This window comes from Arthrobacter sp. 147(2020) (genome assembly GCF_013116715.1).
Classification (GTDB): domain Bacteria; phylum Actinomycetota; class Actinomycetes; order Actinomycetales; family Micrococcaceae; genus Arthrobacter_D.
This window is the reverse complement of record NZ_JABFOM010000001.1, coordinates 105,054-127,007: the sequence shown is the minus strand read 5'-3', so window position 1 is coordinate 127,007 and position 21,954 is coordinate 105,054. Positions and strand designations below refer to the sequence as shown.

The following is a 21,954-nucleotide window of genomic DNA, read 5'->3' as shown; positions in this document are numbered from 1 at the left end:
CCATCTTCTTTATTCAGGTATAACCTACCGGATTACTAGGGTTTATGGATTGTCGAGGGCTAAGGGGAAATCAATGGCACGAAAAGTTGCGTGGGCGCGCACGGCAGTTGCAATACCGCTTGTTGTGATGCTCTCTGGCTGTGGTGGGTTGTCGTCTGTCTCTAATGTGGCCGGTACAGCACCGGACAGCGTTCGACTAGGCTACTTCCCGAATCTCACTCATGCACCCGCGTTGATAGCGGATGCGGAGGGACTCTATGCCGAACACCTGGCTGCAACGAATCTGGAAGTATCAACCTTCAACGCGGGTCCCTCAGCGATCGAAGCGCTCTTTTCCGGGGCTATTGACATGGCGGTTATTGGACCTAATCCGACAATAAATGGCTTTGCCCAGAGCGGCGGGGAGGCGCTTCGGGTGGTCGCGGGAGTCGCATCCGGTGGGGCGGCGCTGGTTGTGCGGCCCGGTATCAAGAGTGCCGCGGATCTAAGTGGAGCCACCCTAGCAACCCCTCAACTCGGGAACACGCAAGATGTCGCACTGAGAACGTGGCTGGCTGCACAAGGATTTCGGGCTGACACGGAAGGAGGCGGTGATGTAAGCATCATGCCACAGGACAACGCATCAGCCCTCCAGGCCTTCAATAGTGGGCAAATTGACGGGGCGTGGGTGCCAGAACCTTGGTTGACCCGACTTGTCGAGGAGGGAGGCGGGCAGGTACTGGTGGACGAGCAGGCTCTCTGGCCGGAGGGGGCCTTCATCGTGGCGAATGTCGTAGTTCGTGCCGAATTCCTGCGTCAGCATCCGGATACGGTGGAAGCGATGATCGAGGGGCAGCTTGATGCCCTCGCCTTTATGGAGGAGTCTCCAGAGGAGGCAATGGATGCCTTTAACTCGAAGATGGATTCCATCACTGGGCAAAGTATCAACGAGGCGTACCTTGAAGAGGCGTGGCGGAACGTCGATTTTCTCTACGACCCGCTCCCGAGCACCTTAATTACCGGAGCCGAACATGCTGTATCAGTAGGTCTCCTGAATGAGGTCGACCTCGACGGTCTTTATGATTTAGGACCGCTGAACCGGGTGCTGGAGCGCCGTGAACTGGAACCGGTTGCTGCGCCATGAACGAGGTGCTGCAGGAGACGGGGACAGGGGTGGCGGTGAGGGTTCGCGGGGTTGGCAAGGACTTCACCGGAAGAGGGAGGCACCAGGTCGCCCTTGACAGCGTGGACCTAGACATCAAACAGGGAGAGTTCTTATGCCTGCTTGGACAATCCGGGTGCGGAAAATCGACCCTGTTGAATCTCATCGCCGGATTGGATGGTGCCACCCGTGGGACCATCGACGTGGGTGGTCGTCGGATCGGCATGATGTTTCAGGACGCCAATCTCTTCCCATGGTTGACCGTCCAGGGCAATATCGAATTGGCTTTGCGTCTATCAGGCGTGCCGAAATCTGAATTTCGGGACCGAGTGGACGAATTGCTGTCAACGGTTCGATTAGCGGGCGCAGCCCTGATGCGCCCGCATGAACTGTCCGGCGGGATGCGGCAACGAGTGGCTCTGGCACGAACGCTTGCGCAGGATTGCAGCATACTGCTGATGGATGAACCGTTCGGCGCGCTCGACGCCATTACCCGGGATGCCATGCATGATGAGACGGAGAGAATCTGGTCCGAACGAGGTCTGACAGTGATTTTCGTGACCCACAACGTGCGAGAATCTGCGCGTCTTGGAGATCGAGTGATCGTTATGGCCCCGAATCCAGGGCGCATTGCTTCGGAGCTTCCCATCGACCTACCCCGGCCTCGGGTTATGGATCATCCTGATGTCTCGGTCCGGGCAGCTGAACTTCATCGGCGACTGCACGATGGAATCCCGTCATGAGTCGAACAGAGCCACATGCGCCGCAGAACGGGACAGCAGAACCAACGCGTCGGGCGAATCGGCGCATCTTTGGGCAAGGTGTGGTTCAGAAGAGTTGGCCGCCCATTCTGGCCATCATTATTGTTCTCGCACTGTGGCAGGTTATTTACCTGACGGGCTGGCGGCCGTCCTACGTCCTCCCAGATCCCGCCGTCGTCCTATATCGTGTAGGCGAGTTGCTCACCACGGCCAAATTTTGGACTGCTTTGGGCACTACTCTTTTGAGGGCTGCGACCGGATTCGCCATTGCGGTGACGGTTGGTACGGTGATCGGCCTGCTTGTGTCGCGCTCCCGAATTCTTCGGGCAGCAATTGGCTCGCTAATAACCGGGCTGCAAACGATGCCGTCTATCGCATGGTTTCCGTTCGCCATCCTCATATTTGGTCTTTCAGAGCAAGCAATACTCTTTGTGGTCATTCTTGGTGCCGCTCCATCGATCGCGAACGGGATAATTTCCGGAATCGACGATGTGCCCACTGCACTTCTGAGGACCGCGACGGCACTTGGAGCCCGCGGTTTCGTGATGTATCGCTACATCGTGGTGCCCGCAGCGCTTCCCGCCTACATATCCGGGCTAAAGCAGGGCTGGGCATTCGCCTGGCGGTCTCTGATGGCAGGCGAATTGTTGGTGATCATCGCTTCCAGACCATCATTGGGGGTGGAACTGCAGTTTTACCGCGAGTTCGCTGATACGACAGGCTTGATGGCAATTATGATCATCATTCTGGCGCTGGGCATGCTCGTCGATGGCGGGTTCAACAGTATTGCAAGGCGGGTCCGCAGGAAGAGGGGACTGGCGCTGACAGATTAGGAGAAGAGATTTCGGGGAGATGGCCAACGGTCCTGATTGCCCGGGGGGCGGAGCTCTGAACGAAGGTATTCTGAAGGAGATAACTGCTCAAAGGGAAGGTCCACGAATGCAGGTCACATCTCGGGCCGACTACGCTTTGCGTGCCGTCGTCGAGATTGCCCGCGGTGAGGGCGCGGTAACTACCCGTGACAATCTCGCTTCCGGACAAGGCATCCCAGCGAAGTTCCTCGAAGCAATATTGGGTGAACTAAGTCGTTCGGGTTTGCTGCTGTCCAAGAGGGGGGCGGGGGGTGGATACCTGTTGGCACGCTCGGCGGAGGAGATCTCAGTGGCTGATGTCCTTCGGGCCGTAGATGGCCCGCTGGCAGGGGTTCGAGGGGAGAGCCCCGAGGACGTCATCTACCCCGAGTCCAGCGAGACGCTCCGTCAAGTATGGATCGCCGTTCGCGTAAGCCTGCGCCTGGTACTGGAGAACACCAGTATTCAGGACATTGTTAGGAAAGAACTCCCCAGTTCAGTGCGGGAAATGTTGGCGATCCCAGGGGCCTGGGAGCGTAGATAACCCACCTTTTCCCTCGCAGCGAAGTTTGGCATCGCTCGTGTTGCTAAACTTGGGTGGTAAGAGCCCCAGATCTCTTGCGCTCATGCACTCGCAGGTCTTGGGGCATTCTCATGCACTTCTGGCGGCATCGCGTGTTGTGCGGATGCTGTCGCAACGATGGGGGAGGATCCCATGCCAGCGATCGTTATTGTCGGAGCCCAGTGGGGCGACGAAGGTAAAGGCAAAGCAACCGACCTGCTCGGCGGAAGGGTTGACTACGTCGTCAAGCCAAACGGCGGAAACAACGCGGGACACACCGTCGTCGTCGGCGGTGAAAAGTACGAGCTGAAACTGCTGCCCGCGGGCATCCTGAGCCCCAACGCAATCCCTATCATCGGGAACGGGTGCGTCATCAACCTCGAGGCCCTGTTCGAGGAGATCGAGGGGCTTGAAGCCCGCGGTGCCGACACCTCGAAGCTGCGCATCTCGGCGAACGCCCACCTGGTGGCGCCGTACCACCAGGTACTGGACAAGGTCACCGAACGGTTCCTCGGCAAGCGGGCCATCGGCACCACCGGGCGTGGCATCGGCCCCGCCTACATGGACAAGGTTGCCCGGCTCGGTATCCGGGTGCAGGACGTCTTCGACGAGTCGATCCTGCGGCAGAAGGTCGAAGGCTCCCTCGCCCAGAAGAACGAACTCCTAGTCAAGGTGTACAACCGCCGCGATGTGGAGGTGGAGGAAGTGGTTGAATACTTCCTCGGCTTCGCCGACCGTCTCCGTCCACTGGTCATCGACTCCACCTATGTGCTCAACGAAGCGCTCGACGCCGGCAAGGTGGTCCTGATGGAGGGCGGTCAGGCCACGTTCCTCGACGTGGACCATGGCACCTACCCGTTCGTGACGTCGTCGAACCCCACCGCCGGTGGCGCGTCGGTCGGTTCGGGCATCGGCCCCACCCGGATCAGCCGCGCCGTGGGCATCATCAAGGCCTACACCACGCGGGTGGGCGCTGGGCCGTTCCCCACCGAACTGTTCGACGACATGGGCATGTACCTGCAGACGAAGGGCGGCGAGTTCGGGGTCAACACCGGCCGTCCCCGGCGCTGCGGCTGGTACGACGCCGTCCTGGCCCGCCACGCTGCCCGCGTCAACGGTTTCACCGACTACTTCGTCACCAAGCTTGATGTGCTCACGGGAATTGAACGGATCCCGGTGTGCGTGGCGTACGACGTCGACGGCGTCCGGCACGACGAAATGCCGATGACCCAGACCGACTTCCACCACGCGAAGCCCATCTTCGAATACTTCGACGGCTGGACCGAGGACATCACCACGGCCCGCACCATCGACGACCTGCCGGATAACGCTCAGGTGTACGTGAGGGCGCTGGAGAAGATGTCGGGTACCCGGTTCTCGGCCATCGGCGTGGGACCGGACCGCGACCAGACCATCGTCATCAACGACCTGATCGGCTAGGACACCAGTGGGTCCCGCCAGCGACGACACCGGACACCTGCTTGAGGAAGCCATCCGGCGGCTGCTCGATGAACGGTCGCCGGAGTCGACGATCTGCCCGTCCGAGGCGGCCCGTGCCGTGTCCGACGAGCACTGGCGGGACCTGATGGAAGCCTCCCGTGACGCCGCCCGGCGACTCGTCGCCGCCGGTGAGGTGGAGATTACCCAGGGTGGGACGGTCATCGACCCGGCAACGATCAAAGGCCCGATCCGGATCCGACGCAGGCGTCCCTAGGCCCCTTACATTTCGGCTGCGCCCGCCGACAGTTCAGTGAGGAGCCGACGGCCCACAGACCGGCCGTCGCACACACTTTCCGAGGTGGCAGCAATGGCGTTTCACGAGCGGGCACACCCCGCGCCCCGGGCCTCGCCGTGAGCGACGACGGGCTGGACTACGAGGCATTGTTTCAGCAGGCGCCCTGCGGCTACCTGCTGACCGACGACGACGGCACCATCACCGCCGTCAACGACACTTTCCTCTCCTGGTCGGGTTTCACCCGGGCAGATCTGCTCGCTACGCCGCTGCACCAATTACTGCCCGCCAGCGACCAGTTTCTGTACACCATGCACTGCATTCCCCAACTGCACCTGATCGGTTTGGTCGAGGAACAGACGCTTGAGGTGATCGATAGGCACGGGGTGCGGCGTGCCGCCCTGCTGTCCGCGACCCGGGTGCCCGAATCCGAGGGCGCTCCCGCCATGGTGCGGGTCGGGATCTTTGGGGCGCATCAGCGGCGCCGTTACGAACAACACCTTCTCCAAGCGAGGCGACAAGCTGAAGAGTCGGAGGCGCGGCGAGCTGCGGCCGAGGCGGGACTGCAGCACCTCGCCTCGCACGACGCCCTGACCGGACTGCTGAACCGGACCGCGTTGATCACCACGCTGGAGGCCGCACTCGCCGGCGCCGCGCCCGGACGGCGCGCCGTCGTGTTCTTCGTTGACCTGGACCACTTCAAGGCTGTCAATGACAGCCTTGGTCACGCCGCGGGCGACGAACTGCTCAGTTCGGTGGCGCGACGGCTCCAGGATGCCGCCCGTGATCCGCTGCGCGTCTCCCGGCTCTCGGGCGACGAGTTCGTCATCGTCGAGACCGTCAACGGTGCGACCGGGGTCGACGAGGTGAGCGAAATGGCAGGACGGTTGCTCAGTGCCCTCCAGGAGCCACTGATGATCGAGGGCCTGGAAGTGGTGGTGAGCGCCAGTATTGGCGCGGCGGTCTGCGAGGACGGTGACACCCCGGAACGCCTGCTGCGCCGGGCCGACATCGCGATGTACCAGGCGAAGGCCAGTGGGCGGAACACCTGGGAACTGCACGATCCCTCGCAGTCGGATCCCGCCGTTGACAGGTTGCAGCTCCTTGGGGAGCTGCGCCACGCCATCAGCGACGGCGAACTGCGCGTGTACTACCAACCACGGGTGAACCTGCGGGACGGACGGCTGACCGGTGTGGAAGCCCTCGTCCGCTGGGAGCACCCGAGCCGGGGACTGCTGCCGCCGTCGGACTTCATCGGTCTGGCCGAGGAATCGGGGCTGATCCGCGAACTCGGAGCGTGGGTGCTCAACGAGGCAGTGGCCCAGGCGATGCGTTGGGCCGACGAGGATCCCGCGCGGGGACCGGTGGAAATGGCGGTGAATCTCTCCACCCGGCAGCTGGCCGATCCGGAGCTGCCACGACGGGTCGCCTCGGTGCTGGGACGCCACGGCTTCGACCCGTCGCTGCTTACCCTCGAACTGACCGAAACCTCACTCATGGTGGGACCGGAGGCGGCTCTCCGGGCACTCAGCGCGCTGAAGGCACTCGGCGTCGGGCTGGCCGTCGATGACTTCGGGACCGGCTACTCAAGCCTCACCTATCTCAGGCAGTTCCCCATCGACGAACTGAAAATCGACCGGTCCTTCGTTTCGGGGCTGGGCGTCAACAGCGGCGACTCGGCCATTGTGGCCAGCTGCGTGCAGTTGGCCCACGCCGTCGGGATCAAGGCGGTCGCGGAGGGCGTTGAAACCGAGGGGCAACGGGAGGCCCTGATCGACCTCAACTGCGACCTCGCGCAGGGGTATCACTACGCCAAGCCGCTACCGGCGGCGGAACTGGCCTCCTGGTTCGCGATGGAGCCGACCGAAATGGTTCACACTATAGGCGGCGCCGCTGGCTGAACACCCGGCGCCGCCCAACGGTCCCTGGGTTACAGGTTGACCGTCACCTCGGCAGCCTCGCGAAGGCTGGAAACCAGTGACTCGGCGGCAGCCGACTGCTTCTGTGTCTGGAGCTGCTCCTCAAGAGCGGTGCGCACCTCTTCGAACGGGGGAATCTCGGTTTCCGTTTCGCTCGCGGCGTTCTGCTCCTCCTGCTGTGCCACAGCCTCGTCGTACGCGGCGGTCAGCTCCTCCTCGGTGGGCGCGGTGTCGCCGGCCTCTTCCTCGATCAGCTGCTCCACCTGAACCTGCGTGGCCAGCTGCTCATTGACGGTCTCCTCGTCGGTGCCCTGTTCAGCCAGGGTGGAGTAGAACTCGTCGGCTGAACTGAGCTGGTAGGTCGCGACCAGCTCGTCCAATGCAGCGGTGATCGCTTCGTCCGTTGCCTCGATGCCCCGTTCGGCTGCTTCCTGGATCAGCAGCTCGGTGCCGATCATGCCCTCGATCGTCTGGCTTTTCAGCGCGTCCTGATCAACGGGTTCGCCCGACATCTGGGACTGAGCTGCTGCCGTCTCATACTGCGCGGTGTAGACGGCCTCGAAGTCGGTCTTCGGAATCTCGGTGCCGTTAACCACTGCCACGACGTCGGGGACGCCCTCAAGATCAGGGTCGGCGACCTCGGGTGCTGCCTCGGGGGCCGCGCTCTCATTGGCGGGTGCCTGCGACGTCTCGGATCCCGACTCACTGCCGTCATCAGCGGTGCCACATGCCGACACCACCGAGACAATCCCAGCCAAAGCAATACTCAGTAACAACTTCTTCCGCACAACGATCTCCTGCCAGTTAGTTAACCAACCTGCGAAGCTATCAGGCTTCAATGGGTGTTAGCTGGGCGTCGCGTGTGCGCCCCACAACAACCCGGTGTGCAGCTGTGGTGGGTTACGGCCGCTGGGCAGCTCAGTATCCCGGGGATGTGTGCAGGTGTGGCGGGTCAATCGACCTGCAACCCGCCACAACTGCACCAAGGGGGGAGGTCACCCGCCAGAGCTGCGCAAGCGGTTCACCACCCCCAGGTGCCGGGGGCTCCTTTGAATGGCCCGACGATGCGCTTGGTGATCCAGCCGCCATAGAAGTCACCTTCCTGGGCCTGGACCACCTCGCCGTCGATCAGGCATTTGTCCATGGCACCCGGGTAGATGGCCACCCGGGTGCGCAGAGGTTCGAACCCGGGTGTCGAGTCGGGGTAGGTCCACCCGGCCCTCGGCGCCCGGTGCCGCCGACCGACGACGTCGTAATAGGCAGCCATCCCCTTGTACTCGCACAGGGAGGATCCCTCCGCCTGGACCAGCGCACCAGCCTCGAAGTCGGCGATCGGCACGTAGTACACCGGCGGGTGGCTGGTCTCCAGGACCCGTACCGCGTTGGTGGTGTCGGCGATGACCACCCCACCGAACTCGATCACCACCCGCTCGCTGCTGGCCTCCAACCGTGGCGGTCGCGGGTAGTCCCAGACGGATTCCTGGCCGGGGCCAGGGGCGATACGTTGCAGTCTCATAACCCAACGATAGGACCTGGCAGCATTCGGTACGCTGTGAGGGCACCTGTTTCTTAACTGAAAGCGGCAACGATGAAGATCAGTGTTGGGCAGTTCCGCCCAAGCGGGGACGTTTCGGAGAACCTGGCGACCATGCGCAGGCTTGCCGAGCAGGCGCGCTCGGACTCCTCGGAGCTGATCGTCTTTCCCGAGGAATCCATGTTCTCCATCGGGAAGGTGGAGGGCTCGCTCGTTGCCGCGGTTGACGAGAACTGGTCCAAGTTCGTGCAGCAACTGTCCTTCATGGCCGTGGAACTGGGCATCGCGGTGGTTGCTGGCGGGTACGAAGCCAGCGGCGAGGACCGCCCCTACAACACCCTGGTCCTGGTCGATGCCACCGGCCGGATCGTCGACACGTACCGCAAACTGCACCTTTACGACGCGTTCAGCTACCAGGAGTCCACCCGGATCAAACCGGGCGACGGCGGCATCAAGGTGGTCACCATCGGCGACCTCTCCGTTGGACTCATGACCTGCTACGACATCCGGTTCCCCGAACAGGCGCGCGCGCTCGCGGACCGTGGCGCCGACCTGATCCTGGTGCCAGCGGCCTGGTTCAAGGGCGACCACAAGGTGGACCACTGGGAAACCCTACTGAAGGCCCGTGCCATTGAGAATACGGTCTGGATTGCCGCGGCTGGCACCTCCAGCGGACACACGATCGGTCACTCGGCCATCATTGATCCGATGGGCATCCCGCAGGTTTTCCTGACCGACGAGGACGAGTCAGTGGTAACCACTGACGTATCCCGGCGGCGGATCGCCGACGTCAGGGAGTTCCTACCGGTCCTCAAGAACCGCCGGTTCGCCCGCAACGAGGAGATCGTCGAGTCCCACTGAGGTTGATCCCGGTCGGCCCCGCCAGGACAGCAGCCGTGGGATAACCTTCATGGTGTGAATGTGTCCCGCCCCGGTGAGGAGAAACGCGCGGCCCCACGGGCCGCGAACATTCGCGACGTCGCGAGGGCGGCAGGGATCTCTCACCAGACGGTTTCCCGGGTCATCAACGGTCACGCGAGCGTCCGGGAGTCCACCCGGTTGAAGGTGCTCGCCGCCATGGAGGAGCTGCAGTTCCGGCCCAGCCGGGCAGCCCGTATGCTGGTCACCAGCAGGTCTGGGATCATTGGTGTGCTGGTTTCCCATGGTGCGTACTACGGCCCCTCATCGTCGCTCGCAGCGATCGAGTCGGCCGCCCGCGACGCCGGCTATCTGGTGGACATTGCCAACGTCACCGACGACGACTCGATCACCAAGGCACTGGACCGGCTGGTAGGCCACGCGGCGGAGGGCCTGATCATTCAGGCGCCGCAGTTCAAGACCCTTGAGGCAATCGAGCACCTTTCCATCGACATCCCCTTCGTGACGGTTCACTCGACGGCACGGCTGGAGGACCATCGGCTGTCCGTGGACCAGGTCGCTGGCGCACGGCTGGCTACCCGTCACCTGCTGGAACTGGGTCACCGCCGGATTGTCCACGTCACCGGCCCCAAGGGCTGGGTGGAGACCGGGGAACGGATCCGCGGCTTCCGGGTGGAAATGTCAGTCTGGGGCGCCGAGGCGGCTGAACCTCTGGTCGGCGATTGGACCGCCGAATCCGGGTACCGGATTGGGAAGGAACTGCTCCGGGACGGCAATTTCACGGCTGTCTTTTCTTCCAATGACCAGATGGCGCTGGGGCTCATTCACGCCTTCCGGGAGGGTGGCCTGGACGTGCCTCGGGACATCAGCGTGGTGGGGTTCGATGACATTCCGGAGGCGGCCCACTTCCTGCCGCCGTTGACCACCGTCCGGCAGGACTTCGCCGAGTTGGGGCGGCGCTGCATTGCGCTGTTGCTGGCGGATCTTCGCGGCGAACCGGAGACTCACCACCGTCATGTGGTCCCCGAACTGGTGGTCCGCAACTCCGCCGCCGCACCCCCTGAGGGCTAACGAGTCGCCTGCTGCGTTACCCAATTGAGATTATTTATTCGTTGACACCTTCTCATCGGCTCTGTTTCACTTACTGAATGCACCATATGTGACCGGTCACATTGGGGTAGCTATCCGTTCGAAACAGACAAAGAGGTCAACCTTTGGGACCACAGCCCCGCCCTGAGCACGCGACAGCCTATGTTGTCGGAGTTGACTTTGGCACACTGTCCGGGCGGGCCGTCGTCGTCCGCGTTTCCGACGGTGAAGAGCTGGGTTCAGCCGTCCTCGAGTACCCTCACGCGGTCATGGATCGGGTGCTCGCCGCCACCGGTGAGAAGCTGCCACCGGAATGGGCGCTCCAGGTCCCTTCCGACTACGTGGATGTGCTCCGCACCGCAGTTCCCGAGGCCGTGCGGAACGCAGGAGTCGACCCGCGGGACGTCATCGGCATCGCCACCGACTTCACCGCCTGCACCATGGTGCCGACGACGGCGGACGGCACCCCGCTCAACGAACTCCCCGGTCTTGAGACTCGGCCGCACGCCTACGTAAAACTCTGGAAGCACCACGCGGCCCAGGAGCAGGCGAACCGCATCAACCGTATCGCCGAAGAGCGGGGCGAAAGCTGGCTGCCGCGCTACGGCGGTCTCATCTCCAGCGAATGGGAATTCGCCAAGGGCCTGCAACTGCTGGAGGAAGACCCCGAGCTGTACAACCAGATGGAGCGCTGGGTCGAAGCGGCCGACTGGATTGTCTGGCAGCTCTCCGGCGAGTACGTCCGCAACGCCTGCACCGCCGGGTACAAGGGCATCCTCCAGGACGGTGAATACCCCAGCGAGGCTTTCCTCGCAGCCCTCAACCCGGATTTCGCTTCCTTCGCCGAGGACAAGGTGAAGCACCCGATCGGGGCGCTCGGCTCACAGGCCGGCACGCTGACCGAAGAGGCAGCCGGCTGGACCGGACTCCCCGCTGGCATCGCCGTCGCGGTGGGCAACGTCGACGCCCACGTCGCGGCCCCCGCAGCGCAGGCAACGGATCCCGGCCAGATGGTAGCAATCATGGGCACCTCCACCTGCCATGTGATGAACTCCGACGTGCTCAGGGAAGTCCCCGGCATGTGCGGCGTCGTGGACGGCGGGATTGTCGACGGACTGTACGGCTACGAGGCCGGACAGTCTGGCGTAGGCGACATCTTCGGCTGGTACGTGGACAACCAGGTGCCCGCCGCTGACAAGCGGAAGGCCGACGACGCCGGCCTCTCCGTCCACCAGTACCTCACCGAACAGGCGCAGGACGAACCAGTGGGCGGGCACGGACTGGTCGCACTGGACTGGCACTCGGGCAACCGGTCTGTCCTCGTCGACCACCAGCTCTCAGGGACCGTGGTGGGGATGACCCTCTCCACGAAAGCCCACGAAGTGTACCGGGCACTGCTCGAAGCGACAGCCTTCGGAACCCGGAAAATCGTCGAAACCTTCAACACCGCGGGCGTCCCCGTCACCGAGTTCATCGCTGCCGGCGGACTCCTGAAGAACCGGTTCCTGATGCAGCTCTACAGCGACGTCCTCAGGATGCCCATCTCCACCATCGGCAGCGACCAGGGCCCGGCCCTCGGGTCGGCCATCCACGCGGCGGTCGCCGCCGGCGCCTACCCGGACGTCCGCGCCGCAGCCGCGGCGATGGGCCAGGTCAACCGGGACGCCTACCTTCCCGACCCGGAACGCGCCGCCGCGTACGACCGGTTGTACGCCGAGTATGAATTGCTCCACGACTACTTCGGCCGGGGAGAGAACCAGGTCATGAAGCGGCTAAAGGACATCCGCCGTGAGGCCTATTCGAAAGCAGCGGTCAGCGCATGAGCACCTTCACAGCCCGCGAGGAAGAAACCATCAGCCGGATCCGGCAGGAGGTTGCCGATCTCCACGCCGAACTCGTGCGGTACGGCCTGGTCGTCTGGACCGGCGGCAACGTGTCCGGCCGGGTGCCCGGTATGGATCTCTTCGTGATCAAGCCGAGCGGGGTTGACTATGACAAGTTGAGCCCGGAGAACCAGATCCTCTGCGACCTCGACGGCAACGTCATCCCCGGCACGGCGGGATCCGAGCGCTCGCCGTCGTCGGACACCGCCGCCCACGCCTACGTCTACCGGAACATGCCCCGCGTCGGCGGGGTGGTGCACACCCACTCCACCTACGCCACCGCCTGGGCCGCCCGCGGCGAAGCCATCCCCTGCGTCATCACCGCCATGGCCGACGAGTTTGGCGGCGAAGTCCCCGTGGGCCCGTTCGCCATCATCGGGGACGATTCGATCGGCCGTGGAATCGTCGAGACGCTCACCGGACACCGGTCCCGCGCCGTGCTGATGAAGAGCCACGGGCCCTTCACCATCGGGAAGGACGCGCGGGACGCCGTCAAGGCCGCGGTCATGCTCGAGGACGTCGCCCGCACCATCCACATTGCACGCCAGCTGGGCGAGCCCCTGACCATCGGGCAACCCCACATCGAATCACTCTTCGACCGCTATCAGAACGTCTACGGGCAATCCACGCCCGCACCTAAAGGAGCCGCACTGTGACCTCGCCCGGGATTCTACGCACCGATCTGGACCACTATGAGATCTGGTTCCTCACCGGTAGCCAGGACCTCTACGGGGAGGACACCCTTCGCCAGGTCACCGAGCAGTCCCAGGAGATCGTGGGCATGCTCGGCGGACTGCCCGTCAAGATCATCTGGAAGCCGACCCTGAAGGACTCCGAGTCGATCCGCCGCACCGCGCTGGAAGCCAACGCCAGCGACTCGACGATCGGCGTGATCGCGTGGATGCACACGTTCAGCCCCGCGAAAATGTGGATCGCTGGACTGGACGCACTGCGCAAGCCGTTGCTGCACCTCCACACCCAGATCAACGTCGCACTCCCGTGGGCCGAGATCGACTTCGACTTCATGAACCTCAACCAGGCCGCCCACGGTGACCGCGAGTTCGGGTACATCGCCTCGCGCCTCGGGATGGCGCGGAAGACCGTCGTCGGGCATGTGTCCAACCCGGCCGTTACCGCTCAGATCTCCTCGTGGTCCCGTGCCGCTGCCGGTTGGGCAGCCGTCCACGAACTGAAGGTGGCCCGTTTCGGGGACAACATGCGCAACGTCGCCGTCACCGAGGGGGACAAGACCGAAGCCGAGCTCCGGTTCGGCGTCTCGGTCAACACCTGGGGTGTCAACGACCTGGTGGAGTCGGTGGACGCGCAGTCCGAGGCCGACATCGATGAGCTGATCGCCGAGTATGAGGACACGTACGACGTCGCCGGTCATCTGCGGAGCGGAGGCGACCGGCACGATTCCCTCCGCTACGGCGCGCGGCTGGAGCTGGGCCTGAAGTCCTTCCTGGAGTCAGGATCCTTCGGGGCGTTCACCACCAGTTTCGAGGATCTTGGCGGGCTCCGTCAGCTTCCCGGACTGGCGGTGCAACGGCTGATGGCCCAGGGGTACGGGTTCGGTGCGGAGGGCGACTGGAAAACCGCCATCCTGGTGCGCGCGGCGAAGGTCATGGGCGCGGGACTCCCCGGTGGCGCCTCGCTGATGGAGGATTACACCTACCACCTGGTGCCCGGCGAAGAGAAGATCCTCGGCGCCCACATGTTGGAGGTCTGCCCGTCGCTGACCACCTCGAAGCCGACCCTCGAAGTCCACCCGCTCGGGATTGGTGGGCGGGAGGACCCGGTCAGGCTCGTGTTCGATGCCGATGCTGGCCCCGGGGTCGTCGTCGCCATGTCCGACATGCGCGACCGGTTCCGGCTCACGGCCAACGCCGTCGAGGTGGTGCCGCCGGACGCGCCGCTGCCTAATCTTCCCGTGGCTCGGGCCGTGTGGAAGCCGGAGCCGGACCTCGCGACGTCGGCCGCTGCCTGGCTCAGCGCCGGAGCCGCTCATCACACGGTGATGAGCACCGCCGTCGGGCTGGACGTCTTTGAAGACTTCGCCGACATCGCCGGGACCGAGCTGCTCAGCATTAACAGCTCCACCACCCTGCGCGAATTCCAGCGTGAACTGCGGTGGAATTCCGCCTACTACCGACTTGCCCAGAAACTCTAACCGAACCAAAAGGACCGGGCACTGGTGCCCGGTAAATGAAAGGTAAACACAATGATGAAGAAGAAATTCCTCGTTGGCATCGCTGCCACCAGTGCGCTGGCGCTCAGCCTCACCGCCTGCGGCGGAAGCAACCGTGGCGGCAGCGAAGCCGGCGAAAGCGGCTCAACCGAGGGCGCACGCATTGGTGTGGCCATGCCGACCCAGCAGTCAGAGCGCTGGATCGCTGACGGCGAGAACGTCCAGGCACAGCTGGAGGAACTCGGGTACGAAGTGGACCTGCAGTTCGCCAACGACGATATTCCCACCCAGATCTCCCAGATCGAGAACATGATCAACGGCGGTGCTGAGGCGCTCATCATTGCCTCGATCGACGGCACCACGCTGACCAGCGTGCTCGACACTGCCGAGGCGCAGGACATTCCGGTCATCGCGTACGACCGCCTGATCAACGGTTCCGACACGGTCGACTACTACACCACCTTCGACAACGAGCAGGTGGGTGTCCAGCAGGCCACTTCGCTGCTGACCGGGTTGGGTGTCCTGGATGAGAACGGTGAGGAAACGGGTGAAGAGGGCCCCTACAATGTGGAGCTCTTCGCCGGCAGCCCCGACGACAACAACGCCACTTTCTTCTGGAACGGCGCCATGAGCGTCCTGCAGCCATACCTGGACAGCGGCGTCCTCAACGTGCCGAGCGGCCAGGTTGACTTCGAGCAGGCAGCAATCCTTCGCTGGCTGCCCGACACCGCCCAGGACCGCATGGAAGATCTCCTGACGATCGGTGGCGGCGAAACCGTCGACGGCGTCCTCTCCCCGTACGACGGCCTGTCGATCGGCATCATCTCGGCGCTGACCTCGGGCGGATACTCGGCAGACGACCTGCCGATCGTCACCGGCCAGGACGCCGAAGTTGGTTCGGTCCAGTCGATCATCGCTGGCGAGCAGTACTCGACCATCTTCAAGGACGTCCGTGAACTCGGCGAGCGTGCAGTGACCATGGTCGACTCGATCATCAACGGTGAAGAGGTCGAGGTCAACGACACCGAGACGTACGACAACGGCGAGATCGTCGTCCCCTCGTACCTGCTCGAATCCACCATCGTGACTGTGGACAACTACGAGGAAGTTCTGGTCGACAGCGGGTACTACACCGCTGACGAGCTCTAACCCCCTCATCCTGCGGTCGGCGGCCTCCCGGGCCGCCGACCGCAGATCCATCTTTTTCTTGAAGTTCCAGTATTTACCCCCGATGAACTGAGGATCCCATGGCAGAGCACATCCTGGAGATGCGCCAGATCTCGAAGTCCTTCCCCGGTGTCAAGGCACTCCAGGACGTCAGCCTTGAGGTGGCGCCTGGCGAAGTACACGCGATCTGCGGCGAAAACGGCGCCGGTAAGTCAACATTGATGAAAGTGCTCTCCGGCGTCTATCCGCACGGGACCTATGAGGGCGACATTGTGTTCGAAGGCAAAACCGTTGCCTTCCGTGACATCAAGGACAGCGAAAAACTGGGTGTGGTGATCATCCACCAGGAGCTGGCCCTGTCCCCGTACCTGTCAGTGGCGGAGAACATCTTCCTCGGCAACGAACGCTCCAAACGCGGCATCATCGACTGGAACGAGACCAACCACCTCGCAGCCCAGCTGCTCAACCGGGTGGGACTTAACCTGAACCCCGCCACCAAGGCCGGAGAGATCGGCGTCGGCAAGCAACAGCTAGTGGAAATCGCGAAGGCGCTCTCCAAGAACGTTAAGCTGCTGATCCTCGACGAACCCACCGCTGCACTCAACGACGAGGACTCGGCGCACCTGCTGGGCCTGGTGAAGGGGCTTCGGGACCAGGGCATCGCCTGCATCATCATCAGCCACAAGCTCAACGAGATCCGGGCCATCGCCGACTCGGTCACCATTCTCCGGGACGGCAAGACCATCGAGACCCTGAGCCTTCACGACGGATCAGTCACCGAGGAGCGCATCATCAAGGGCATGGTCGGCCGCGACCTGCTCAGCCGCTACCCGGACCGTACCCCCGACATCGGCGCGGAAGTGCTGCGGGTGGAGAACTGGACGGTGCACCACCCGACCGAGCACTCACGGGTAGTCATCGATGGGGCAAACCTTTCAGTCAAGGCCGGTGAGATTGTGGGCATCGCCGGGCTGATGGGCGCGGGCCGCACCGAATTGGCCATGAGCATCTTTGGTCACAGCTACGGATCCAACATCAGCGGATCTATCTACAAGTCCGGTGAGCCGATCAAGGCGCGGACCGTGACGGAGGCGATCGGGCATGGCCTGGCCTACGCCACCGAAGACCGCAAAAAGTACGGGCTCAACCTGCTCGACGACATCAAGCGCAACATCTCCGGTGCCGCCCTCGACAAGCTCGCAAACAGGGGCTGGGTGGATGGCGGCAAGGAAACCGTCGTCGCTGAGGGTTACCGCAAGTCAATGAACATCAAGGCACCCTCGGTTGCATCCATCACCGGAAAACTCTCCGGTGGTAACCAGCAGAAGGTGGTGCTGTCCAAGTGGATGTTCTCCGACCCGGATGTCCTGATTCTTGACGAACCGACCCGCGGGATCGACGTCGGTGCCAAGTACGAGATCTACACCATCATCAATCAGCTCGCAGCCGACGGTAAAGCGGTCATCGTGATCTCTTCCGAACTTCCTGAGCTTCTGGGAATTTGCGACCGGATCTACACCCTCGCCGAGGGCGTCATCACCGCCGACGTCCCCATCAGCGAGGCCACCCCCGAAACTCTGATGCAGTACATGACCAAGGAAAAGGACTAACTTCAATGGCTTCTACCGTTAAGGACGCCGCTCAGTTTCTCACTAGCCGGCTCCGACAAATCGGCATCTTCTTAGCGCTGTTGGTAATTGTTGTCCTCTTCCAGGTCCTTACTGGCGGCAGGCTGCTGCAGGCCGACAACGTCTCCAACATCATCGTCCAGAACAGCTACATCCTGTTGCTCGCCATCGGCATGGTCATGATCATCATCGCCGGTCACATTGACCTGTCGGTGGGATCCGTGGCCGCCTTCGTGGGCGCTATGTCCGGGGTGATGATCCGGGACTGGGGTTTCAACTGGTGGATGGCGTTTGCTGCCTCCCTCCTCGTTGGCGCCCTGGTGGGTGCCTGGCAAGGGTTCTGGGTCGCCTACGTGGGGATACCAGCGTTCATCGTGACCCTCGCTGGCATGTTGATCTTCCGCGGCCTGACCCAGATCACCCTGGAGAACGCGCGGATTACCGGTTTCCCGGAGGAGTACCGGCAGCTGGGCGGAGGTTTCCTGTTCCCTGGCTTATTCCCGGCGGATACCAACATTCTTGACTGGACCACGGTTGCCCTCGGTGTCATCTCAGCCATCCTCCTGGTGGTCAGCATGCTTCGCGGTCGGGCCACCCGGGCCAAGCTGGGACTCATCGATGAGCCGGCCGGCTGGTTCTACACCAAGGTGGCCTTCGGTACCTTCATCATCCTGGGACTCACCTACCTCCTGGCCAGCTCGCGCAGCGGTACCCCAATCGTGCTGGTGGTCCTCGGGCTGCTGGTGGTTCTCTACAGTGCCGTGATGAACAAGACAGTTTTTGGCCGTCACATCTACGCCCGTGGTGGCAACCTGCAGGCAGCCCAGCTGTCCGGCGTGAACACCAAGCGGATCGACTTCATGCTGTTCGTGAACATGGGGGTGCTTGCCGCCCTCGCCGGCCTGATCTTCACCGGCCGGCTGAACTCCGCCGGACCCGGCGCAGGTAACCTCTTCGAACTGGACGCGATCGCCGCTGCTTTCATTGGTGGGGCGGCAGTGACCGGCGGTGTGGGTACCGTCATCGGTGCCATTACCGGCGGTCTGATCGTCGGCGTGCTGAACAATGGAATGTCGCTGCTGGGTGTGGGCACCGACTTCCAGCAGTTCATCAAGGGGATGGTGTTGCTGCTCGCAGTAGCGTTCGACATCTTCAACAAGCGCCGCGCCGGGAACGCGCTGAAATAGCTGGGGTCACGTCTGACCCCACACAGAGAAACGGCCCTGAGGCCAAGGATTGCCGGTTGCTTCCGGCGTTTCTTGGCCGCGGGGCCGTTTTTGTGCTGGGGTGCGTCTTTGCGGCAATAGGTGCACTATCTTGGGCTCACCCTTTTGACTCCCACCGACTACTCCCCCCCAAATTTGGGCGGATTCGACCACCTAGGTGGGGGTTGGGCGACGGTCACCGGTCTTGCAGAATTGGGTTATTCCATCATTGGGAGAGGCGCTCAATGGATATCAATAGAGATTTGTCCGCACCCGTTCCAACTACCTATCACTTGTCAGTGCAAATTATTGGCAGCATTCGGATACAGCGCGGTAACACAATGGTGCATCCACACGAGCTTGGGGGGCCGAAACCTCGCAAGATCCTGGAGATCCTTCTCCTTCGACTCGGGACTCCGGTCTCTAAGGACCGCCTGATCGAAATGATCTGGGAAGGGCATCCGCCAGCCGCAGCATTGGCCACCTTGGAAAGCTACGTCAGCGTGCTGCGTCGGCGCCTCCAACCGGGTTTGGGGAAGTATGGACCGCTACAGACCACGCCCGGAGGCTATTTGATGGACCGGTCGATGGTGGATCTTGATGTGACCCGGTTCAATAACCTCATCGCGATAGCTGAACAGGCAACTCTGGCGGATTCCTACCCGCTGCTGTGCCAGGCGCTTGAACTGGCCGTGGCTCCATTGCTGGGTGATGAATTGCTGCCTGGCTGGGCTGAGGAAGAGAGGGGCTTCCATGCTGGCCGCGTCACCGGGGCCAGGATACGGGCGGCGGAAGCCGCGCTGAAGCTCGGCAAGTTCAATGAGGCGGTGGTTTGGTCACGGCGTGCAGTGATCGAAGACCCGCTCAATGAGTCGGCCTGGACCCTCCTGATTACGGGTCTCGAAGAGGCTGGCCACTATGCAGAATGCCTTCGTGCCTATGAACAATGGCGTCAGGCCCTGAACCGCGAACTGGGCTGCGAGCCCGGCCCGGCTCTAAGGGCAGCCCATGCCCGGTTACTGCAGGCTACCGCCGCGAACAGCAACGAATTGTCGGACGTACTGTCGGCATTGTTGATGCTGAATGACCGGCTGAGCGCCGGATCTTCCGGCAGTTTGGGCCCGATAACAACCACTTCCGCGTCGCAAATCCGCGCTTCGCTCGAGGAGGCGGGAAAAGTGGTCGATTCGTTCCTGCGGCGCGCACTCGCCGCCTGCTGAGGTCTCGTTGAGGTTCGCTCTGTACAAGATCTGATCCGGGTGACATGATCCCGTTGGGGGCGGGCTCTGGCGGGGGACAGATCATGTCAGTATTTGAGTCAGATTTAGATATTGAACAGACGGTTGCCATCAAACCGACGACGGTTCTGATAATCGACGACCATGCGACCTTCGCGGAGCTCCTCGCGGGGGCGTTGAACCGTGAGGAGGATCTGCTTAGCGTCGGTTTCGCTTGCAGCGTTGCAGCGGGCATCGCGCTCTGGCGTGATCTGCTTCCCGACGTCGTGGTAATGGACTTCCACCTACCGGACGGCACAGGTATCACCGCGGCTGAAAGAATCCTGGCCGAGCAACCCCAGACCCGGATAATTATGCTTACCGGCGATCCGACACCTGAGGCCCTTGAGAGGGCAGCCGGAATCGGCATCTGTGCATTCCTTCCAAAAGACGGATCTTTGGCCATCATGCTCGATACACTCCGCCATGCCCGGCGTGGAAGCATGGTGGTGCACCCGACCCTGCTCGCTCAGCTGGTTGAACGACGACGTGCTCGTATCAACGATGTCCCGGTCCCATACCTGACACCGCGGGAGATGGAGGTTCTGTGCAGGATGGCCGAGGGCAGTGATGTGAAGGCCAGTAGCGTGGCGTTGGGCATATCGCAGAACACGTGCCGGGGCCATGTAAAGACAATCCTCGCGAAACTGGGTGCACATTCGCAGTTGGAGGCGGTTGTCACTGCCAGGAAACTTGGCCTTCTGTCGGCATATCAGGCACTTTAACAATGGAGCCAGCTTATCTCCCCGCACCGCCTGTGAGTGGGGCGGAACGTTCTGAAGTCAGAATAGCCGTGTACAGATTCCTTCTCATGGGGCTGGTCGCCCTTGTTATCGTGGCAATTCCTGTGGGTTTCTGGATCCGTGAAGTATCTGAGGATTACGCCCTCGAAAACGCAAAGGGCATCACCCAAAGGCTCGCCGATTACGCTGTTGGTCCGCTGGTGAGCGATGAGCTCCTGGCGGGTAATCCGGAGTCGATTCGACGGCTGGATAATCGCCTTTCTCCCTGGATCGCTAACGGGGCAGTGTCAAGGATTAAGGTTTTGAACGCGGATGGCCAGGTCATCTACTCGAATGTACCTACCCTCATCGGAAGGGAACTAGAGCTGCGGGAGAGTAGTACTGCACTTCTGGCAGAAGGCCAAGGATCGGTGACCTATCAGAGTCGTGACGAGTTGATACACGAGCTTGACGGGGGTACTGAAGAGTTGGTCGAGGTGCTGGTCGGATCTCGCGGAGCCGACGGAGACCCGTTGATTGTGCAAGCCTATTACGACGACGAGAACGTGCGGGCGCAGCACGGCGACCTCTTGCTCGGAATTGTGCCCGCCATCCTGCTGGCTCTCGTGGTGCTGCAGTTGGCGCAATTGGTTCCTGCGGTCCGATTGGCGCGAAGGGTTCAGGGGCACCAGGTTGTCCGACGGTTGCTGCTACAGCGCGCCATGGACGCCTCCGAAATGGAACGCCGAAGGATTGCCAGGGAGCTACATGATGAGGTCATCCAGGACCTCTCAGGGTTGGCCTACGCAATGGAGTCGCAAGAAACCCACGGAGACCCAGGTCAGCAGCAATTCCTCAACCAATCGCGGACTATGCTGCAGGAAAACGTTCGCACGCTGCGGAGCATGACGAGCGCGCTCTACCTCACCGACGTGCAGGACCTTGACCTGTGCTCGTCGCTGGAGCGACTCACCGAACCTTTGAAGGACCAGGGAGTCGACGTCCGCTCGCAACTTGCCGAATGTAGCGATCTCAGTTCGGAACAGTCGGCGGTCCTCTACCGCCTTGCCCGTGAGATTCTGATGAACATCTCGAAGCACGCCCATGCGCGCACCGTGGACCTGGTTCTCACCCGGGAAGCGCGTCGCACGGTGATGGTCGTTCATGACGATGGGATCGGATTTGATGCGAAAGCTCAACCGCGCGAAGGACATCTAGGTTTGATGATCATGAAGGATGCGATTAGTGAAGCCGGAGGGTCCATCGAGGTCCGATCCCGATTGGGAGAGGGAACCCGTGTTGTGGTGATACTGGGCGCTCCTCGCGCCGATGCGGCACGCTGAGCCACCCTATGTCTGTCCTAGACAGACAGAAGCCGGGCCCGGTATCCCGAGCCCGGCCTCTGCCGATCCAACT

20 protein-coding genes are annotated in these 21,954 nt (G+C 62.5%); 18 read left to right on the top strand and 2 right to left on the bottom strand.

Features of this window, described 5'->3' with window-relative positions; translation table 11 throughout:
- The first annotated feature begins 73 nt into the window (after positions 1–73).
- The 7 genes from HMI58_RS00570 (at position 74) to HMI58_RS00540 (ending at position 6,948) form a co-directional block, all read left to right on the top strand.
- Positions 74–1,123 (top strand): ABC transporter substrate-binding protein, encoded by a 1,050-nt coding sequence (locus HMI58_RS00570; RefSeq protein WP_171617793.1) that lies wholly within the window; start codon positions 74–76, stop codon positions 1,121–1,123.
- Positions 1,120–1,884, top strand: coding sequence for an ABC transporter ATP-binding protein (locus HMI58_RS00565; RefSeq protein WP_171617792.1), 765 nt, complete (start codon positions 1,120–1,122; stop codon positions 1,882–1,884). The genes HMI58_RS00570 and HMI58_RS00565 overlap by 4 nt, the downstream gene beginning before the upstream one ends.
- Positions 1,881–2,735 (top strand): ABC transporter permease, encoded by an 855-nt coding sequence (locus HMI58_RS00560; protein WP_171617791.1) that lies wholly within the window; start codon positions 1,881–1,883, stop codon positions 2,733–2,735. The genes HMI58_RS00565 and HMI58_RS00560 overlap by 4 nt, the downstream gene beginning before the upstream one ends.
- 106 nt (positions 2,736–2,841) lie before the next feature.
- Positions 2,842–3,297 (top strand): Rrf2 family transcriptional regulator, encoded by a 456-nt coding sequence (locus tag HMI58_RS00555; protein WP_171617790.1) that lies wholly within the window; start codon positions 2,842–2,844, stop codon positions 3,295–3,297.
- Between the two features lie 171 nt (positions 3,298–3,468).
- Complete coding sequence (locus tag HMI58_RS00550) at positions 3,469–4,755, top strand: adenylosuccinate synthase (protein WP_171587199.1); 1,287 nt, start codon at positions 3,469–3,471, stop codon at positions 4,753–4,755.
- 7 nt (positions 4,756–4,762) lie between these two features.
- Entirely contained in the window at positions 4,763–5,029 is a 267-nt protein-coding gene (locus HMI58_RS00545; protein WP_171587200.1) for a DUF3253 domain-containing protein, read from the top strand.
- A 137-nt stretch (positions 5,030–5,166) separates the two neighbouring features.
- Positions 5,167–6,948 carry a GGDEF and EAL domain-containing protein gene (locus HMI58_RS00540; RefSeq protein ID WP_171617789.1) on the top strand — a complete coding sequence of 594 codons (1,782 nt, stop codon included), beginning with the start codon at positions 5,167–5,169 and terminating at the stop codon, positions 6,946–6,948.
- 29 nt (positions 6,949–6,977) lie between these two features.
- Here HMI58_RS00540 and HMI58_RS00535 read toward each other — a convergent pair whose 3' ends face one another.
- Together HMI58_RS00535 and HMI58_RS00530 are read right to left on the bottom strand one after the other, a co-directional pair.
- Positions 6,978–7,754, bottom strand: a complete 777-nt coding sequence (locus HMI58_RS00535; RefSeq protein ID WP_171587202.1) for a SurA N-terminal domain-containing protein — start codon at positions 7,752–7,754, stop codon at positions 6,978–6,980.
- A gap of 233 nt (positions 7,755–7,987) precedes the next feature.
- Positions 7,988–8,482: a DUF427 domain-containing protein gene (locus tag HMI58_RS00530; protein ID WP_171617788.1), complete on the bottom strand. Its 495-nt coding sequence runs from the start codon at positions 8,480–8,482 to the stop codon at positions 7,988–7,990.
- Between the two features lie 72 nt (positions 8,483–8,554).
- Between HMI58_RS00530 and HMI58_RS00525 the strand changes: the two genes are divergently transcribed.
- The 11 genes from HMI58_RS00525 (at position 8,555) to HMI58_RS00475 (ending at position 21,881) form a co-directional block, all read left to right on the top strand.
- Entirely contained in the window at positions 8,555–9,361 is an 807-nt protein-coding gene (locus HMI58_RS00525) for a carbon-nitrogen hydrolase family protein (protein WP_171586252.1), read from the top strand.
- 54 nt (positions 9,362–9,415) lie between these two features.
- Positions 9,416–10,450, top strand: a complete 1,035-nt coding sequence (locus HMI58_RS00520) for a LacI family DNA-binding transcriptional regulator (RefSeq protein WP_318779096.1) — start codon at positions 9,416–9,418, stop codon at positions 10,448–10,450.
- Positions 10,451–10,593: 143 nt separating this feature from the next.
- Entirely contained in the window at positions 10,594–12,291 is a 1,698-nt protein-coding gene (gene araB / locus HMI58_RS00515; protein WP_171617787.1) for a ribulokinase, read from the top strand.
- Positions 12,288–13,007: an L-ribulose-5-phosphate 4-epimerase gene (locus tag HMI58_RS00510; protein ID WP_171586250.1), complete on the top strand. Its 720-nt coding sequence runs from the start codon at positions 12,288–12,290 to the stop codon at positions 13,005–13,007. Before araB ends, HMI58_RS00510 begins: the two co-directional genes overlap by 4 nt.
- Positions 13,004–14,521, top strand: coding sequence for an L-arabinose isomerase (gene araA, locus HMI58_RS00505; RefSeq protein ID WP_318779095.1), 1,518 nt, complete (start codon positions 13,004–13,006; stop codon positions 14,519–14,521). The genes HMI58_RS00510 and araA overlap by 4 nt, the downstream gene beginning before the upstream one ends.
- 51 nt (positions 14,522–14,572) lie before the next feature.
- Positions 14,573–15,688: a multiple monosaccharide ABC transporter substrate-binding protein gene (chvE, locus tag HMI58_RS00500; RefSeq protein ID WP_171617786.1), complete on the top strand. Its 1,116-nt coding sequence runs from the start codon at positions 14,573–14,575 to the stop codon at positions 15,686–15,688.
- 98 nt (positions 15,689–15,786) lie between these two features.
- Positions 15,787–17,316 carry a multiple monosaccharide ABC transporter ATP-binding protein gene (gene mmsA / locus HMI58_RS00495; RefSeq protein WP_171617785.1) on the top strand — a complete coding sequence of 510 codons (1,530 nt, stop codon included), beginning with the start codon at positions 15,787–15,789 and terminating at the stop codon, positions 17,314–17,316.
- 5 nt (positions 17,317–17,321) lie between these two features.
- Positions 17,322–18,521, top strand: a complete 1,200-nt coding sequence (mmsB, locus tag HMI58_RS00490; protein WP_171586247.1) for a multiple monosaccharide ABC transporter permease — start codon at positions 17,322–17,324, stop codon at positions 18,519–18,521.
- A 263-nt stretch (positions 18,522–18,784) separates the two neighbouring features.
- Positions 18,785–19,759: a BTAD domain-containing putative transcriptional regulator gene (locus tag HMI58_RS00485; protein ID WP_171617784.1), complete on the top strand. Its 975-nt coding sequence runs from the start codon at positions 18,785–18,787 to the stop codon at positions 19,757–19,759.
- An 83-nt stretch (positions 19,760–19,842) separates the two neighbouring features.
- The gene (locus HMI58_RS00480; protein WP_225667809.1) at positions 19,843–20,541 is read left to right on the top strand and encodes a response regulator transcription factor; all 699 of its coding nucleotides are present in this window, start codon (positions 19,843–19,845) and stop codon (positions 20,539–20,541) included.
- An 86-nt stretch (positions 20,542–20,627) separates the two neighbouring features.
- A complete protein-coding gene (locus HMI58_RS00475; RefSeq protein WP_171617782.1) occupies positions 20,628–21,881 on the top strand; it encodes an ATP-binding protein in 1,254 nt (417 codons plus the stop codon).
- Positions 21,882–21,954 lie beyond the last annotated feature (73 nt).